The sequence below is a fragment of the Salinimonas chungwhensis DSM 16280 genome, assembly GCF_000378185.1.
Lineage (GTDB): Bacteria > Pseudomonadota > Gammaproteobacteria > Enterobacterales > Alteromonadaceae > Alteromonas > Alteromonas chungwhensis.
In genome coordinates this window covers 21,562-39,287 of sequence record NZ_KB899383.1, presented here as the reverse complement: position 1 = coordinate 39,287, position 17,726 = coordinate 21,562, and the positions used below count along the sequence as shown (strand labels likewise).

The following is a 17,726-nucleotide window of genomic DNA, read 5'->3' as shown; positions in this document are numbered from 1 at the left end:
ATGTTATAAAAAACCCGGCTATACGCCGGGTTTTTTTGTTGGCCTTTCAGGAACTAACGCTTATTCTTCGGGCGGGATAACGGATAAATGTAAGACAAAGGTTGCGCATCTAATGGTATGATAATAGTATATTTAAAAATTAACATTTGGTTTGCAAATTGTTGTATTCCGCCGTCACTGACTGTCGAGTCAGGAGACCATCGTCAAAACTTTTATTCGAACCTCATTGCCTGGCGCGAGTGGTTCGCAAACCGGAACAGGCTGTATGACCTCAAATAAGTTATCTACATTAGAAAAAATCGGATTCGGCGCAGGAGATATGGCGGTAAATGTCGTGATTTCATCGATGATGCTGATCATCACGTTTTTCTACACCGACATTTTCGGGCTCGAACCTTCTGACCTCGCTATTATGTTCTTGTTGGTACGCTTTATTGATGCCGTCAGCGATCCTCTGATGGGCACCATTACGGACAAATTTACTACCCGTTGGGGACGGTACCGGCCTTACTTTCTGTTTTTATGTGTTCCGTTCGGTATTTCAGTCTTTCTGACATTCAGCACTCCAGATGTTGATTATAACGCTAAGCTGGTCTGGGCTTACTCAACTTATATCTTTGTTACATTGATGTTCACCGCAGTGACTATCCCTTATATTTCATTAATCGGCGTGATGACCGCTGACCCTAAAGAAAAGCTGTCCGCCAATGGTTATCGTCTGTTTTTTGCTAAGGTTGCTGCATTTTTGGTAACCATTATTGTGCCTAAACTGGCCGGTGCAGATTACTGGGATGGAAATATGGCTGAGGGCTATCGGGCCGCGATGGGACTGATGGCTGTACTAGCGGTTTTTATGCTTCTTTTTTGCTTTTTCACCACCACGGAAAGGCTAGAACATAAGGTTGACGAGAAGCCTTTTAAAGAACAACTCAAATTGCTGTTAAAAAATGATCAGTGGATGACATTATGTGGTGTCTGTGTCCTGGGCACTATTGGTTACGTTGTGCGTGGTTCGGTCGCTATTTATTACGCTAAATACTACCTGGGTGGCGGCCCCGATATGCAGGCCAATTTCATGGCTACTGGTGTGGTAGCTGCTATCCTGGCGATGGTGGCATCCACCTGGATCACCAAACGCTGGTGCAAAGTGAAGTTATTCCGTTTTAGTCAGATGGCGGTAGGGCTGTTAAGCGCAATAATGTTTTTCAGTGTCGGTCAAAGCGATATCTTACTGGCATTTGTGCTCTACTTTCTTATTTCATTTGTGGTCGATTTGCATGCACCGATTTTCTGGTCAGCGATTGCTGAGGCAGTAGATTACGGACAGAGCCAATCAGGCAAGCGGGTTGCTGGCTTATCGTTTGGCGGCATTTCATTTTGTCAGAAAGCCGGCATGGGACTGGCTGGCGCGATGGTTGGCTGGCTACTGACTTACTTCAACTATGAGGCTGACCAGGTTCAAAGCGAATTCACCCTTACTGGTCTTGCGCTGATGCTTACTGTTATTCCGGGACTATTTCATTTTCTCGTGGGTTTACTGATGAAGCGTTATCGCATCACCGATGAAGAGTACCAGCGTCTTGCATTAACGCTGGATGCGGTAAATGAACATCCCGACATGGTCGATGATCTCAAACATAGCGGGGGTGTGGCAGAGGGAACGCAGCGATGAATTCAGTAAACAAAGCAGCGGGAAAGGGCAGTAATAACGCTTTGATAAGCCTTCGACGCACGCTTTTGTATGTTGCGATGAGCACCGTGTTGCTTAGTGGTTGTAATCAGGCGCAGTCACAATCAGTCAGTGGCTCGTCTGAGACGAATGCGGCGGGGCATCACGATGAAATTAACCCCACTGTAAACCAGCAAAATATGTTTAGTCGGGATCAAGTGTCTTTAACCCATGGTCCCTTTGCCCATGCTCAGAAAAAAAATGTAGATTATTTACTGGCTATGAAGCCTGACCGCCTGCTCGCTCCCTATTTACGGGAAGCCGGTCTAACCCCTAAAGCTGATAATTACGGTAACTGGGAAGACTCTGGCCTGGATGGGCATATAGGCGGGCACTACTTGTCAGCGCTTGCCTTAGCCTGGGCGGCAACCGGCCAAACTGAGCTTAAAGAACGTTTATCTTACATGCTCGATGAACTTGCCCGTGCACAGAACGCTAACGGCGGGTATCTGGGTGGCATTCCGGATGGTCAAGCCATGTGGGAGGAAATTGAAAACGGAAAGATTAATGCTGATTTATTCTCGCTAAACGATCGCTGGGTACCGCTATACAATATCGATAAACTTTTCCATGGTCTGCGAGACGCCTATGAAATAGCAGGTATGACCCAGGCAAAAACCATGCTACTTACCTTGGGTGAGTGGATGCTGGGTATCACTGAAAACCTCAGTGATGAGCAGATACAGCAAATGCTTTACTCTGAACATGGTGGCCTTAACGAAATATTTGCAGATATGGCGTTGATTAGTCAGGACAAGCGTTATTTGCATCTTGCCCGGCAATTTTCACACCGAACTCTTTTAGACCCACTCAAAAAGCGGCAAGATAAACTTACTGGTTTGCATGCTAATACTCAGATACCCAAGGTTATCGGCTTTTTGAAAGTTGCTGAGACTGCTGATGATAAAGCCTGGGAAGAGGCCGCAGAATTCTTTTGGAAAACGGTTTCTCAGGAGCGAAGCGTATCAATAGGCGGCAACAGTGTACGTGAACATTTTCATGAAAAAGATGATTTCACGGCCATGGTAGAAGATGTTGAAGGGCCGGAAACCTGCAATACCTATAATATGATGAAGCTAAGCAAAATGCTTTATCTGCACACCGGTGAAGTACGTTATCTCGAGTTTTATGAACGCGCGATGTACAACCATATCCTGTCCTCGCAGCACCCTGACCATGGTGGACTGGTTTATTTCACATCGATGAGACCGGGCCATTACCGGATGTATTCCTCTATCCAGCACTCAATGTGGTGTTGTGTCGGATCGGGTATTGAAAATCACAGTAAGTATGGTGAGCTTGCTTATACGCGCAAAGGTGATGAACTTTGGGTCAACCTGTTCATTCCTTCTGAATTAGAATGGCCGGAAAAAGGCTGGCAGTTAGAGGCGCAAACGCAATTTCCTGATGACAGTAAAGTTACGATCAACTTAAGTACTACAGGTAAAGCCAGGCCTTTCACGCTGCACCTGAGAAAGCCATCGTGGTTAGCTGGTGATATGCAGCTAAGGATTAACGGCAAGGCTGTAAATGCACAAGATAACGATGATGGTTTTGTTACACTGAATCACACCTGGCAAGATGGTGATAAGATTCAGTTTTCACTGCCTGCACGCCCTACGGTTGAACAGCTACCTGACGGGCAGGATTACTACTCGGTGATATACGGGCCGGTTGTGTTGGCTACAAAGGTACAGGCATTTAATAACGAGTCGCTGGATTTTGTCGCCGATGACAGTCGCATGGGGCATATTGCAGCTGGTCCTGTCTGTCCACCCGAAGCGCTCCCCGTGATGCTGGGCGAGCCTGAGAAGTTTTTAGCAGGGTTATCCAGGGTAAAGGGTGATCAGCTGGCTTTTAAAGCTTCCTCGAACGTTGCTATCGCCAATCAGCCTGATTTGGAAAGTGTGACACTTATTCCATTTTTCCGTCTGCATGATAGTCGGTATGAAGTGTACTGGCCACAGCTTAGCGAGGCAGGTTTTAAAGACTTTGTTAGCAATGCGCAGCAAAAAGCAGCGCGTGAGACGCAATTACGGCAAATGACCGTGGACGCTGTAAGCCCGGGCGAACAACAGCCGGAAGTTGAACACAACTTTAAAGGTGAACAGACCCAGGCTGGTGTTAACGATGGGCATCATTGGCGAGATGCATCCGGATGGTTTAGCTACGTGTTGAATAATAACGAGCGCCGCGGACAAACCATACGGTTAACCTATTTCAGTGGTGATAAGGACAGAACCTTCACTATTTACATCAATGGTGAAGTACTAAGTAATGAAACTTTGCCTGCTAAAGAAAATGCCGAGGGGTTTTACACGGTTGATTATCCGCTTACTGACAGTATGCGTAAATCTGAATCCCTTACGATAAGGTTTGAAGCGCAAGCGGGCTCGGTTGCCGGCGGACTCTACGGCGTCAGATTGCTTTCGGAATAATTGTCAGACGGTGCTGCAGTAGTGTGGTGCTGATAGCATCGATGGCTAACAGAAACTGGCTAAAAAATGATAACTTATGGCGAAAAATAAACGCAAGCAGGCGAAAGGCTCGGCGGGGCAGAATCGAAATACAACTGCTGCCTTCATTGAACGGTATTTGACGCAGGACGATGTCAGAATAACAAACTCTGGGCTCATGTACCGAATTATCGAAAATGCTGAGGGTGCGCATCCCTCAGCCGATGATGTTGTAAAAGTTCATCAGCGTATTTTACTGGCCGACGGTAGTGTTATTGATGATACCTATAAAAAAGGGCCGCCCGAAAACTTTGCACTTAACGAGGCAATAGAAGGGTTGCAGGAAGGATTGATGCTGATGCCCATTGGGGCGCGCTATGAGTTTGTCATACCGCCTGAACTGGCCTGGGGAAAGAAGGGCAATGGCGAAAAAATCGGCCCTCACGCAGTGATGGTTGTTGATGTCAGGTTAATAGATACTGACACAGCATAAATCTCAATCTCCATTTTCATTTTTAACTGCGTTAACTATTATTGTTCTCTCAAACTGTGTACAAGCCTCTCTTGTGGATATGCCTGGTCATACGGATGTGGTGGTGTTGGACCAACTGTGAAAGGGTAATTAGCTTGCTCAGTGCACCGCTTAAAAGCGCTTGATAACTGTTTAAAAATAACTTTTGTGACATAAAGTCCGTCTGCTTATTCAGACGGACTCCGGAGCCTGGCTATTTTTCGATTAAATTAGTGGTTAATCGGTCGAGATCTTCAGCGTTTACCTGAGGCCAGTCATTTTCCCAATGCATGGGCAAAATCCGTAACTTCTGAACAGCATTATCCGCTGTTTCATAGGCATGGAATACCAGATAGTCTTTGCCATCGAAGGTATAAGCGGCGTTATGGCCCAACGCTACCCAATTCTCATTGCCTTCTAAAACAAGTGTCCCGCCCCCTTCATTCAATGACTTACCATCACGATCTACATACGGACCTTCCACATTTTTACTGCGGCCAACCCGAATGTTATAGGTACTATCCATGCCACGGCAGCACTTGTCGAAAGACACAAACAGATAGTAATAACCGTTTTTCTTAAAGATATACGGTGCTTCTATCGCACCTTCACCTGGGTTGGCATCATCATTAGTATCCCGCCCAGGACGTTTAGCGATTGTGTACCATTCCTGCGGCTCGGCAAGGCGCGTCATGTCGTCATCGAGCTTGACCAGTTTGAGGCCACCCCAGAACGACCCAAAGCTCATCCATGGTGTGCCGTCGTCATCTTCAACAATGGCCGGATCAATAGCATTCCAGAAATCGCGATTCGGGACTGACTGTAAAACGATACCCTGATCTACCCAGCGATAATTGTCTGAATCCGGGTCGAGGGTTTCGTTGACTGTCACACCGATGCCCGACGTATTTTTACCAAAGGCAGAAACAGAATAGTAAAGATAAAATTTACCGTTTTTTTCATACACGTCCGGCGCCCAGAGATGGCCACCAAAACCCGGTGCTACGCGTCTTGCCCAGCTTGGTTCATCAGCAAACACCCGCCCGGTAAGCTGCCAGTTCTTCAGGTCGGTAGATTCATAGTAAGTAATACCAGGGCCGGTACTAAAGACATAATAAGTATCATTTTCTTTAGTCATTACCGGGTCATGCACTTCTACTTGCCTGGCGATAGACGGACTACACGCGACTATACTCATGACAACAGATGACCAGGCAAGTTGTTTTAATTTGTTGACCATTGTCATTCTCTCTTTTTCATTCGATTTCAATTGCACAGTTTATCAGGGATCGTGTTAAATATGTAATACAATATTAACAATATATTGGCAATTGTGCTGTCAGTATAATTCAGTAAAGGAAATAAATTTATGCAAAAGTGTTCAATAATCGCCTTGTTTACAACCGCACTGCTTGGCAGTGCAGCTACTATTGAAGCGCACGCCGCCGATGCTAACGCCAATGACTCATTGGTTCCCATCGATAATCCTCTTGTCCTACAAAGAGCAGATCCTATGCTGGTACGGCACAAAGACACAGGCTGCTATACCTTTATCGGAACTTCGCCCAAATTTCACCAAATAGAGCTGCGTCAGGCATGCCGGCTTAATGATCTCAAGTTGGCAAAGCCAAAAGTGATTTGGCAGAAAAAAAAGAACGGCCCAATGAGTGCAAATATCTGGGCCCCAGAACTGCATGAGGTAGATGGTGACTGGTACATTTATTTTGCTGCCGGTGAGGCTGATACACCGTTTAGTATTCGAATGTACGCCCTCAAAAACACCCATGATGACCCCATGCAGGGCAAGTGGGAAGAGGTTGGAAAAATTGATAGCGGGTGGGACTCCTTTGCTCTTGACGGGACAACCTTTGAGCACAACGGCAAGCGCTATTATGTCTGGGCGCAGCAGGATAAAGAGAAAACCTACAATTCAGCATTGTGGATAGCCCGGATGACATCGCCAACAACACTTGAACTACCTGCCACACTATTAACTGAGCCTAAGCTAGACTGGGAAGTTCGCGGCTATAAGGTTAATGAAGGGGCGGCGTTTATTGAAGGTGATGATAAGGTGTTTCTGACCTACTCAGCCAGTGCCACTGATCATCGTTATGCGATGGGCTTGCTCTGGGCGGACGCAGATGCGGATTTGCTCGACCCTGATTCCTGGCATAAAAAAGAGGAACCGGTATTTAAGTCTGCCCCCAGTCTTGGTCGGTTTGGTCCCGGTCATAACAGCTTTGTAAAGGCCAGCGACGGAGAAACCGATTTGCTGATTTATCATAGCCGGGACTACAAAGAGTTACAGGGCTCACCACTTACCGATCCTAATCGCCATACCCGCGCACGGATCCTCCAGTGGGATGCAGAAGGATTCCCGGTTTTTAACCCTTCTGTTGCAGACTAAGTTTCGCAGCGTTACTGCTTAGTGAATAAAAAAGGCCGCCAGTGCAGGCGGCCTTTTGCTTACAAAGAAGCGCGTAGATTATTACCAGAACCGCATGTAGATCAAAGCTGTGATACCCAAAATACCGACGGTGTGAATATAATCCCATTTATCAAGGCCTGCTACGACCTCTTTGAATGTATCATTGCTAAGCGTAGAAAAGGTCAGACCGCTAAGACGCTCACGAGAATGCGCTTTGGTGAACATGCTGGTAACAATCATGATAATGACAACCAAAGCAAACAATAGCATGCAGTAGTACAGCCAATTCATTGTAACGATCCACTCAAAAGGTGTACCGGCCAGACTGTCTCTGAACGGCAGTAACACCAGCCGGATCATACCCAGCACGAAACCGGAGACCAAACCAGTAAAACCTGCTGCCGGCGTGATACGGGTACTTACCAGACCCAGCAGGAAAACAGCAGCAATGCCCGGTGCAATTAATGATTGTACACTTTGCAGATATTCATAAAGCACATCAGCAATCAAGCTCATAACCGGAATCCACAGAATACCGAGCACAACAATCACGATGGTTGCGATACGACCAACCCGAAGCAAATGCTTTTCACTTGATTCAGGTTTAAACTTTTTGTAAAAGTCGATAGTGAACAGGGTGGCAGATGAGTTAAACAGCGAAGCCAGTGAGCTCATGAGGGCAGCGACCAGACCGCCGATTACGATACCTTTGACACCGGAAGGAAGTAACTCAGAAACCAGCATGGGGAAAGCCTGATCAGGGCTATCGTAAGTAATGATACCTTTGGCATTAAGCGCGTAAGCAATCATACCTGGTACCAGGAAGATAAATACCGGTAAAAGCTTAAGATAACCGGCAAACATAGTGCCCCGACGCGCTTCCTTTATCCCTTTAGCTGACAAGACACGCTGTACAATATATTGGTCGGTACACCAATACCAAAAACCGATAATAAATGACCCGAAGATGATCCCCGGCCAGGGGAATTCAGAGTCAGACGCTGACCTGATCAGATGCATTTGCTCTGCGTTGAGCCGCTCGACTTCCGACCAGCCACCGACCTTATCGAGGCCTACCACAAGAATGACCAGCGAGCCGATAATCAGTACCGGTGTCTGTAACACCGATGTCCACATGATAGCTTTCATCCCCCCAAGTACCGTATAAATACCGGTGATAATCACCAGTCCCAGTGCTGAAATCCAGAAGAAATCGATGCCCCAGATACTTTCAATACCCAGGATTGTTTTGAAAGCGACCCCCCCGGCATATACGGTCACAGCAACTTTTGTTAGCACGTAGCTGACCAGCGATATTACCGACAGGAATGTACGTGAGGAAGAATTATACCTGCGCTCCAGAAACTCAGGCATGGTATACACTTTACTGCTCCAGTAAAAAGGTACAAATACCCACCCTAGCAACAGTATTATCCATGACTGTAACTCCCAGTGTGCCAGCGCCATACCAGACTGTGCGCCCGACCCAGAGAGACCAACTAAATGCTCAGAGCCGATATTTGAGGCAAAAATAGAAGCGCCTATTACGAGCCAGCTCGCGTTGCGACCTGCCAGAAAGTAGTCTGCAGTATCTTCTTCTTTCTGGCGCATGGACATAACTACAACGCCCAACAGCAGAACAAAAAAACCGGCTAAAACCAGCCAGTCCAAAGTGCTTAAATCAACCATTTCTTCTCAACTAAATTTTGTGGCTTAGCAGCAGTGAATTGTTATTGAAATATTATATTACAAAAGTGAGAAAGAAAAGGGGGTGTTAACAGATAGTTAAACTCAAAAGGGAAAGTATAGTAAAATCAATCTGATTAGGTTAATCGTCATCGCAAACTGAATCAATGACGCACTGGTATTATCGTAGTATAGTGATGCCAGAGGCGGCAGGGGAAAAATATGGCTCGAATTGAAAATCTAAATCTTTCACAACGAATGACTAATGAGTTGGGCAAAGCAATCGTCAAAGGCAGGTATAGCCCCGAAGCAGCATTCCCAACCGAAGCAAAGTTGTGTGAAGAGTATGGTATCAGCCGCACTGCAGTGCGGGAAGCGGTTAAAATGCTGGCAGCGAAAGGACTTATTTCTTCTCGTCCGCGCCAGGGAATTCGGGTTGAATTGCCAGAAAATTGGAATCTATATGACACGAGCGTCCTTAGCTGGATGCTGGAAAGTAGCCCATCTTTACTTGTGTTAAAAGAGTTTTTGCAGATGCGCCTGGCCATTGAACCCCAGGCTGCAGCACTTGCTGCTAACGCGCAAAATGAAGAGGCGATAGCAGGGATCGGCATTGCTCTTGAAGGAATGCGACGTGCGGTGGAAGAGGGCCAAGGTAGCTTACATGACGCCGATTTGCAGTTTCACACAGCCATTTTACACGCCTCCGGCAACCGTTTCTTTTATCAGCTCCGTGAATTTATCACAACCGCTTTAAATGTCAGTATTCAGCATACGACTCCCGCCAAAAGTAATAACAGTGCCATTGTTGAAGAGCATGAAAAAGTCTATAACGCTATTGCTCAGGGACAGGCCGAGCGCGCCAAAAATATGATGATGTATCTAATTGATGAGGCAATGACTGTGATTGAAAAAGAAATAGCCGAGGCATGATACGTCAGGTTCTTTCCTGGCGGTGTGAGAAGTGAGGCGAGAGGTAATCAATGACTGAAAATTATCAGTACAGTGCATGCTATCCAAGTCTACGGGATAAAAGCGTATTTATTACCGGCGGTGGCACTGGAATCGGTGCAGCTATGGTCAAGCGTTTTGCTGAACAAGGTGCGCGAGTCACATTTGTGGATAAGGCCTCAACACCAAGCGAACAGCTCGTCGCGGATTTGGCCAATAATAATGTAACATTTAAATATTGTGATTTGCGAGACATTGCTCATCTGCAAACAATCATTGCTAAAACCGGTGAAACCCAGGGGCCTATCAGTATTTTGATCAATAATGCGGCTGACGACACGCGTCACAATATTGATGAGGTCACGGTAGAATATTGGGATGACAGACTTGCCGTAAATCTGCGACCGGGCTTTTTTGCAGCACAGGCTGTAAGTGAGCAAATGAAAAAAATTAATGGCGGATCGATTATCAATATGGGGTCGGCCAGCTGGCGTATTAAGCAAAGCTGTATGCCGGCTTACACATCTGCTAAAGCTGCTATTGAAGGTATGTCTCGCTCCCTTGCAAGTGCTTACGGCAAATACAATATTCGCGTTAATACCCTGGTCCCCGGCTGGGTCATGACCGAGCGGCAGATGAGCCATTGGCTTGATCCGGATATTGTAGAAACAGTAAAACAACAACAATGTATCCATCAAACCCTGGAACCTGGACACATTGTTAACGCAGTTTTATTTCTTGCTTCTGATGACAGCAGCATGATGACAGCCCAAACATTGACGATTGATGCGGGCTGGACCTGATCCTCTTAATCATCGCAATGGTAATTTTCATTGACGCATTGGTAGATTTCGTTAACGATATTATAACCCTTTGGTAATATAATATTTTATTTGGGGTGTTGGCGATGATTTTACTTTAGAGGAACCGCAGGCGTTGCTGAGTCTTTTTTTTATTTACCTCATACTTATAGTGGGTGCATGTCTGCAAGGTGTGATTGGGTTTGGATTGGGGTTGTTATCAGCGCCTTTAGTGTATTTCCTGATGCCCGAACTGGTTCCAGCGCCAATGATTCTTAATGCATTACTGCTTACCTCACTGCTATCGGTTAAGCACCGGGCAGAGATTGATATTCGCCACACAGGGTTTTCAGTGTTTGGTGGCACGATTGGCGTTCTTATCGCCGGGACGGTGATGTTTTATCTCGATTCAGCGCAATACCAGCTTCTTTTCGGGGTTTCTATTCTGATTGCGGTGGGCCTTTCTGTCATGGGGATGACCCCCAAAGTTTCCGCGTTTACCAATATTATTGCGTCGTCGTTGTCTGGTTTTTTGGGCACTACTACATCAGCCGGTGGTGCACCCATGGGCCTGTTGTATCAATCGGCGGAGCAAAGCCGGATTAAAGCTAATCTGAGCGTCTTTTTTGTTTATATTAATCTTTTCGGCATTTTTGTCTTGTGGTGGACCGGGCGTGCTACGGAAAAGGACTTTACGCTTTTTTTAAAATGTATTCCTGCCATCCTCATCGGATGGGGATTGTCTTATTTTGTCAGTCAAAACATTAACGAGAATCGAATCAGACAACTTATTTTGCTAGTGGCCAGCTGCTCAGCACTTGTGCTCATCATGGCGGCCACTTTTAGTGTTACTAAGTAGCAATTTCGTGTAAGTGGCAAATACAGAAATGGTCGATATTAAGTTAGTAAAAAGTTTTTCAAGCCAGGCCGAGCTGGGCGAGGGCGTTTTTTACAGTCAGGCTCGGGCAAAAGTATACTGGGTAGACATCTATGGCTGCAAAATTCACGTAATGGACTGGCACTCACATAGTGTTGAAACCTTTTCTACCCCAGAGCCCGTTTGCTGGGTAAAAGAAATTGTCTCCGGACAGCTGATTGCCGGATTCGTAACGGGAATTTTCATACTCGACGAAAAGTGCAGACCCCAACACAAATTATGGCAGTTGCCAGGGGACGCCGCTGGTAACCGCCTTAACGATGCCAAAGTCGACCGCCACGGCAATTTGTATTTTGGCACAATGGATATTTCAGAAAAAAACGCCTCGGGTAAACTCTACCAACTTCATGAGCCCAACAACGCGATCCCAATAGATACAGGCTATGTAGTGAGCAATGGCCCTGCATTTAGTCCTGATGGGAACATCATTTACTCGGTTTCCTCTAAACCACGCATAGTGTACGCCCTGCATCTGGGGTGCAATAAACAACCCTCTTCCAAAATACCATTTATCCGACTCAGCGAATCTCAGGGGCATCCGGATGGAGTTACTGTGGATGCTAACGGGTATTTATGGGTATGTGCCTGGGATGGCAGTGCGGTGTTATGCTATTCAACGGAAGGTAGCCTGGTGCAAAGTTATTCACTGCCGGTGCCACGAATTACCAGTGTCACTTTTGCCGGCCCAGAATTGGATTTTCTCGTTATTACCTCAGCGCGAACCGGCTTGTCACCGTCGGACTTACTCGCTTTTCCGTTAAGCGGCGATACGTTTTTATTTAAAACGAACACAAATGGAATAATAGATAAGCCTGCAAACCTCAGAATTGCCTAACCTAGTCCCTCGCTTCGCCCTCATTGAAAATTTTAATTTATGGTTGTGAACAGAATGCAGACAATGTAAAGTTTGCGTTAATTGTATTACAATAATATCAGTATTTTCTTAAGGAATAGCTATGCGCAGACATACCTTATTACCTTCTCTTGCACTGGCAGTTGTTATCGCAGGGTGTACGAATCAGGGAGCAGCGATTAAGGACAATTACGAGGCAAGACAGATTCCCGAGCGAAAAGATGATTTTGCTTTTGAGAACGACAAAGTGGCATTTCGCGTTTATGGGCCTGCATTAGCCAGGGCAAATGAGAACAACGGGACAGATTGTTGGTTTAAACGAACCGATAAGCCGGTGGTCAACAGGTGGTATGCAGCACATTTTCAGGGAAAGTCTTATCATGAGGACCATGGCGAGGGGTATGACCCCTACCATGTTGGAAGTTCATTAGGCTGCGGCGCTGTCGCGCTTTGGCAACCCGGGCAGGACGATAAGCTGGTTCAACCCAATGTTTATCAGTCTTTTAAAGTGCTTGAAAAATCAGATGAACAAGTCTCTTTTGAGCTGACATACCGCTGGGAAGATCAGGGAATTCAGGAAGTCAAACAGATCACGCTGCGCCGTGGTAGCCAGTTGTACCAGGCACAAAGTCAGTTTACCAAAAATGGTAAACCCATAAAGCTGGATGTAGCGGTGGGGGTATCTACACATGATGGTAAAGCACTGGTAGATGTCAACGATGATAGAAGCGTAGTCAGTACCTGGGAGAAAATAGACGATAGTCATGTGGGCACTGCGGTTGTCCTTCCTCAGGCCTATATTGCTACCTTTCACGAACAACAAAGCGACCAGCAGGATCGCTCTAACGCGGTGTTGGTCACCTCCACCGACGATGACGGGAAACTGACCTATTACGCCGGATTTGCGTGGGAAAAAGCGCAGGATATAACAACTTATTTCCAGTGGAAGCAATATCTTGCCAATTATCTGGATGAGGCGCCGTCGGCCATCACTATGCAGTCGGTTAAACAGTTAACTAAGCAGGTTGCTGACTGGCAGATAGCGCATCACGAAGAGCAGGGCGAATACAGGGCGATACCGACCGATCCGCCAGACTGGGCGACCCGAGAGCGTTACCACGATCTTGAGTGGCATCACGGCGCGCTATACGCAGGAATGAATGAGTGGCGTAAGGTATCGGACGATGCTAAATACACCCGCTGGTTAAAAGATATTGGCGAGAAAAATCAGTGGCAACTGCACAAACGTCCTTATCATGCTGATGATCATACTGTCGGACAGTTTTACCTTTCCTTGTACAGCGAATTTCAAGATTCATCCATGCTGATGCCTACAAAGGAGCGTTTTGACTGGATTTTGCAAAATCCGAAAGAAGGTACATTGGAATGGGAAGCTGAAAACACACACGCTCATGACCGCTGGGGCTGGAGTGATGCACTTTTTATGGCGCCTCCCGTCTGGGCGAGGCTGGCCAAATTAACCGGCGAAGACAAATACCTCGAGTTCATGGATCAGGAATATCACGCCACCTACGATTTACTATGGAGTGAAGAAGACCAGCTATTCTGGCGTGATTCGAGCTATTTCAGTAAAAGTGAGCAAAACGGCGAAGATATTTTCTGGTCCCGCGGCAACGGCTGGGTGTTTGGCGGTTTGGCGCTTATGATCCCTGATTTGCCTAAAGACTGGGAGGGACGTGAGTTTTATGTTGACCTGTATAAAGACATGGCAGCCAGAGTAAAAACGATTCAGCGTGACGATGGTACGTGGTCGATGGGCTTGCTGGGTGGCACGGAAGGCTATCCGGAAGTAGAAACCAGCGGCACTGCATTCTTTACATTTGGACTGGCGTGGGGCGTTAATAATGGTCTGTTAGACAAAGAAGAGTATCGCCCTGTGATTGAAAAAGCGTGGCGTGCGCTAAAGCTCGCCGTGAACCATGAGGGAATGCTTACTTATGTTCAGCCTGTGGGCGCCGCACCGGGCGATTCTTATCCCGATTACACTGAGGTTTACGGTGTCGGTGCATTTTTGGCCGCAGGCAGTGAACTTTATAAAATGCTTAAAGCAGAAAGGAATGACGCCATCGCAGCCGCTTCGCCGGTAACTATGATGGAAAATACAGGCTGGTGCTGGTTTCAGGATCCCAGAGCGATTATGCACAACGGTAAACTCATCATCGGTGGTGTACAGGGTAACGGAACCGGCGATGCGGTGGTCAGTGTATTTGATACCGAGGCTCAGAAAATACAAGGTACCTCAGTACTTCATACTAACTTTGATCATGATGACCATAATTCGCCGGTTTTTTATGCCAGACCAGATGGTTCCCTGCTTACTGTGTACGCTCGTCATAGCACTGAAAATCATCATTATTTTCGGATTTCAGACACCACAGATTACCTAGAATGGGGTGAGGAACAAAAAATTGAGGCGTCCGAGCCTGTCACTTACATGAATTTGTTTCATCTTAAAGAAGAGGGTTTACTTTACAATCTCTATCGGGGGATTCAGTGGAATCCTAGCTTCGTGGCTTCTGCCGACAACGGCAAGACATGGGGTGATACGGTTCATCTCATTCAGGATGAATTAAATGGTACACAGCGCCCATATGCACGCTACGCATCAGACAATGTCGATACCATTGGGATTTCATTTACTGATGCGCATCCCAGAGATTTTGGTAATAGTCTTTATTACGCGGCATTTCGCAATGGGAATTTCTACACTGCCGGTGGAAAGTTAATTAAAAATCTTAGCAAGGATGGTCCCTTAAAACCGTCAGAGGCTGAAAAGATCTTTACTGGTAGCGGCGGTGAGTTCAGAGGCATGGATTTAAGCGCCAAGAACAGTGCCTGGACCAGCTCTATGGTTGTGGATGAGAACGGGCTTCCTCACATTGCGTACTCCGTTTACCTAAATAATCAGGACCAGCGCTATCGCATCGCCTCATGGGATGGTGAAAAATGGCATGACCGGGAAGTTGCTCATGCTGGTGAGCACCTATATCCCAGAGAAGCAAGTTATACCGGACTGATTACTCTGGATCCGTCAGATCCTGGTCATGTAGTTATCGCCACTAACGTAGATCCCACCACTGGTGAGAAAAAAGACGGGACTTTTCAAATATATCGAGCAGACATGACCTTATCCGATGATATTGAGAGCATCCAGTGGACACGGCTGTCACACGATAAAGAAAGCGACAATATCCGACCGCTGATTGTACACGGCGAGGACAAAGACGCGATTCTCTGGCTATCCGGTGAATACAACACTTATACCGATTATGATCTGGATGCTACCGGTATTGTTTACTGATTAAATTAGCGAGAGCCATTATCACGCGCTGTTTCTACGAGCTCATCCCGTATAGCGCGTGATCACTGACTTCGTTTGTGGATAATGCATCCAGACCGGCGGGATATGTATAAATATTATGCATATGACGATTACACTGTATACCGTCAACACAAACCACTAAGGCAGCGCCACACTTTCCGCCTCAACACCCATATCAGGGTTTAGTTATATTCGTCTTATATGTGATAAACTCCCCAACTCTTACTTGCAGCAGTAATCTTTAATGACGTGGATGATTTCCCGCAAAACAATCAAAGAAGTATTCAACAGGCCTCATACATTATGCAATCTCTTGCCATACACCGAAAATTTTCAGTCGCGCCAATGCTGGATTGGACTGATCGCCATTGCCGTTATTTTTTGCGCTTATTATCCAAAAACACTCTGCTATATACAGAAATGGTAACAACTGGCGCCCTGATTTACGGTAAAGGTGATTATTTAGCGTTTAATGAAGAAGAGCATCCGGTGGCCCTTCAGCTTGGAGGTTCTAATGCGGCGGACATGGCGCGCTGCGCAGTTATGGCGCAGGAACGTGGTTATGATGAAGTCAATATCAATGTAGGTTGTCCTTCTGACCGGGTAAAGAATGGCAGTTTTGGTGCCTGTTTGATGGCTCAGCCAAATGTTGTTGCGGAATCGGTAAAAGCGATGCAGGCGGCAGTAGATATACCGGTGACGGTGAAATGTCGCATCGGTATCGACGATATGGATGAATACGAAGATTTCTCTAGGTTTATAGACACCGTTGCCCAGGCCGGTTGCGATACGTTTATTGTGCATGCCCGTAAAGCCTGGTTGCAGGGGCTTAGTCCTAAGCAAAATCGTGAAGTACCGCCTCTTAACTATCCGCGGGTTCACCAATTGAAGGCCACTTACCCGGAATTGAATATCAGTATAAATGGTGGTCTTAAAACACTGGAGCAGGTGACAGAGCAATTAGCTTTAGTAGACGGGGTCATGATGGGCAGAGAGGTCTATGCGAACCCTTATCTGCTGGCTTCTGTCGATAAACTCATTTTTGGTCAGCAGAATACCCCGCTTACGCGCCAGGAAGTCGTGCTGAAAATGCAGGCTTATATTGAGACCATCGATGAGCCAGGTTTTAAACCCTGGCATGTAGCAAGACATATGTTAGGGCTGTTTTCCGGTCAGGGTGGCGGCAAAATCTGGCGTCGATATCTTAGTGAAAACGGGACGGGGAAAGCCCCGGACCCAAATCTATTGAAAAACGCACTGGAAAAAGTAGAGATCGCGCAATCAGACATCGCTTTATTTAACGAAAATAAAGTTGGCTAAAATGACTATTATTAATGGTTAAATTAACTAAATATTATTTCAAAGCAGTGGCTTTAGTTCGACAATAATCACGGGTTTTATTTTAAGTTTTTGATTATTAAGGGGTTTATTAGCATGGCACGGCTTTCGCTATCATACAAGTGTTCACCGAGTTTCACTTAATTATTGATAGCAAAGCCAAGGAAATTATCATGAAAGCCCCAGCCATTCTAGTATCAACCCTTATGACCGCAGCACTTGTCAGTACGCCTGCTTCTGCCAACACTATGTCTGTTCAGGACGCTGTTAGTCAAATGGTAGATCAGCTGGTTGCGACCACTGCCAATGAAATCAAAACAGAGGTCAATGAGGCTGTTGCCAATGCTATTTATCTTTTCGAACCTGATGCGTCAATGGCGCCTGGAGGTGCGGTTAAAGTTACAGAATTGACCGCTTCAAAACAGTCTGAGAAAGACCCTGAAGACGAACAAGTGCAGTAAATAATCATGCGAGAAAAAAGCAGCGAACGCTGCTTTTTTTGTATCTGCCGTTTAGTTTTGGTTAAAAACACCATGTAAATAGTTAAATTGACGAAATTTTAACGTCACTTATGAATACTACTGACGTCAGGACCTGGTGTTTTATGAAAACCTGTTTTTAATCAGTACGTTATTAAGTTGGTATGGCAATTGAAATATATTTAGGTGAAACAATGAATGTTGACTTAAAAGGA

13 protein-coding genes are annotated in these 17,726 nt (G+C 46.1%); 11 read left to right on the top strand and 2 right to left on the bottom strand.

Annotated elements, in window-relative coordinates:
• Positions 1-265 precede the first annotated feature (265 nt).
• From F458_RS0112290 to F458_RS0112280, 3 genes are all read left to right on the top strand, one after another.
• Positions 266-1,672: an MFS transporter gene (locus F458_RS0112290; RefSeq protein WP_018983729.1), complete on the top strand. Its 1,407-nt coding sequence runs from the start codon at positions 266-268 to the stop codon at positions 1,670-1,672.
• Positions 1,669-4,167 carry a glycoside hydrolase family 127 protein gene (locus F458_RS0112285; protein WP_018983728.1) on the top strand — a complete coding sequence of 833 codons (2,499 nt, stop codon included), beginning with the start codon at positions 1,669-1,671 and terminating at the stop codon, positions 4,165-4,167. Before F458_RS0112290 ends, F458_RS0112285 begins: the two co-directional genes overlap by 4 nt.
• A gap of 76 nt (positions 4,168-4,243) precedes the next feature.
• Positions 4,244-4,678 (top strand): FKBP-type peptidyl-prolyl cis-trans isomerase, encoded by a 435-nt coding sequence (locus F458_RS0112280; protein ID WP_018983727.1) that lies wholly within the window; start codon positions 4,244-4,246, stop codon positions 4,676-4,678.
• Positions 4,679-4,910: 232 nt separating this feature from the next.
• Here the strand turns inward: F458_RS0112280 and F458_RS0112275 are convergent, their stop codons facing one another.
• The gene (locus tag F458_RS0112275) at positions 4,911-5,936 is read right to left on the bottom strand and encodes an arabinan endo-1,5-alpha-L-arabinosidase (protein ID WP_018983726.1); all 1,026 of its coding nucleotides are present in this window, start codon (positions 5,934-5,936) and stop codon (positions 4,911-4,913) included.
• 129 nt (positions 5,937-6,065) lie between these two features.
• On the opposite strand from F458_RS0112275, the gene F458_RS0112270 reads away from it, so the two are divergent.
• Entirely contained in the window at positions 6,066-7,103 is a 1,038-nt protein-coding gene (locus F458_RS0112270; RefSeq protein ID WP_018983725.1) for a glycoside hydrolase family 43 protein, read from the top strand.
• An 81-nt stretch (positions 7,104-7,184) separates the two neighbouring features.
• Here F458_RS0112270 and F458_RS0112265 read toward each other — a convergent pair whose 3' ends face one another.
• Positions 7,185-8,813 carry a sodium:solute symporter gene (locus F458_RS0112265; protein WP_018983724.1) on the bottom strand — a complete coding sequence of 543 codons (1,629 nt, stop codon included), beginning with the start codon at positions 8,811-8,813 and terminating at the stop codon, positions 7,185-7,187.
• Positions 8,814-9,032: 219 nt separating this feature from the next.
• On the opposite strand from F458_RS0112265, the gene F458_RS0112260 reads away from it, so the two are divergent.
• The 7 genes from F458_RS0112260 (at position 9,033) to F458_RS0112230 (ending at position 17,493) form a co-directional block, all read left to right on the top strand.
• Entirely contained in the window at positions 9,033-9,743 is a 711-nt protein-coding gene (locus F458_RS0112260) for a FadR/GntR family transcriptional regulator (RefSeq protein WP_018983723.1), read from the top strand.
• 50 nt (positions 9,744-9,793) lie between these two features.
• On the top strand, positions 9,794-10,564 hold the full coding sequence (locus F458_RS0112255) for an SDR family NAD(P)-dependent oxidoreductase (protein WP_018983722.1): 771 nt from the start codon (positions 9,794-9,796) through the stop codon (positions 10,562-10,564).
• A gap of 169 nt (positions 10,565-10,733) precedes the next feature.
• Complete coding sequence (locus F458_RS0112250) at positions 10,734-11,420, top strand: sulfite exporter TauE/SafE family protein (RefSeq protein ID WP_232362664.1); 687 nt, start codon at positions 10,734-10,736, stop codon at positions 11,418-11,420.
• A gap of 13 nt (positions 11,421-11,433) precedes the next feature.
• Positions 11,434-12,333 (top strand): SMP-30/gluconolactonase/LRE family protein, encoded by a 900-nt coding sequence (locus F458_RS0112245; protein ID WP_018983720.1) that lies wholly within the window; start codon positions 11,434-11,436, stop codon positions 12,331-12,333.
• Positions 12,334-12,454: 121 nt separating this feature from the next.
• Positions 12,455-15,673: a glycoside hydrolase family 88 protein gene (locus tag F458_RS19520; RefSeq protein ID WP_018983719.1), complete on the top strand. Its 3,219-nt coding sequence runs from the start codon at positions 12,455-12,457 to the stop codon at positions 15,671-15,673.
• Between the two features lie 324 nt (positions 15,674-15,997).
• Positions 15,998-17,014, top strand: a complete 1,017-nt coding sequence (gene dusA, locus F458_RS0112235; RefSeq protein WP_083928629.1) for a tRNA dihydrouridine(20/20a) synthase DusA — start codon at positions 15,998-16,000, stop codon at positions 17,012-17,014.
• 191 nt (positions 17,015-17,205) lie between these two features.
• A complete protein-coding gene (locus F458_RS0112230; RefSeq protein ID WP_018983717.1) occupies positions 17,206-17,493 on the top strand; it encodes a hypothetical protein in 288 nt (95 codons plus the stop codon).
• Positions 17,494-17,726: the final 233 nt, after the last annotated feature.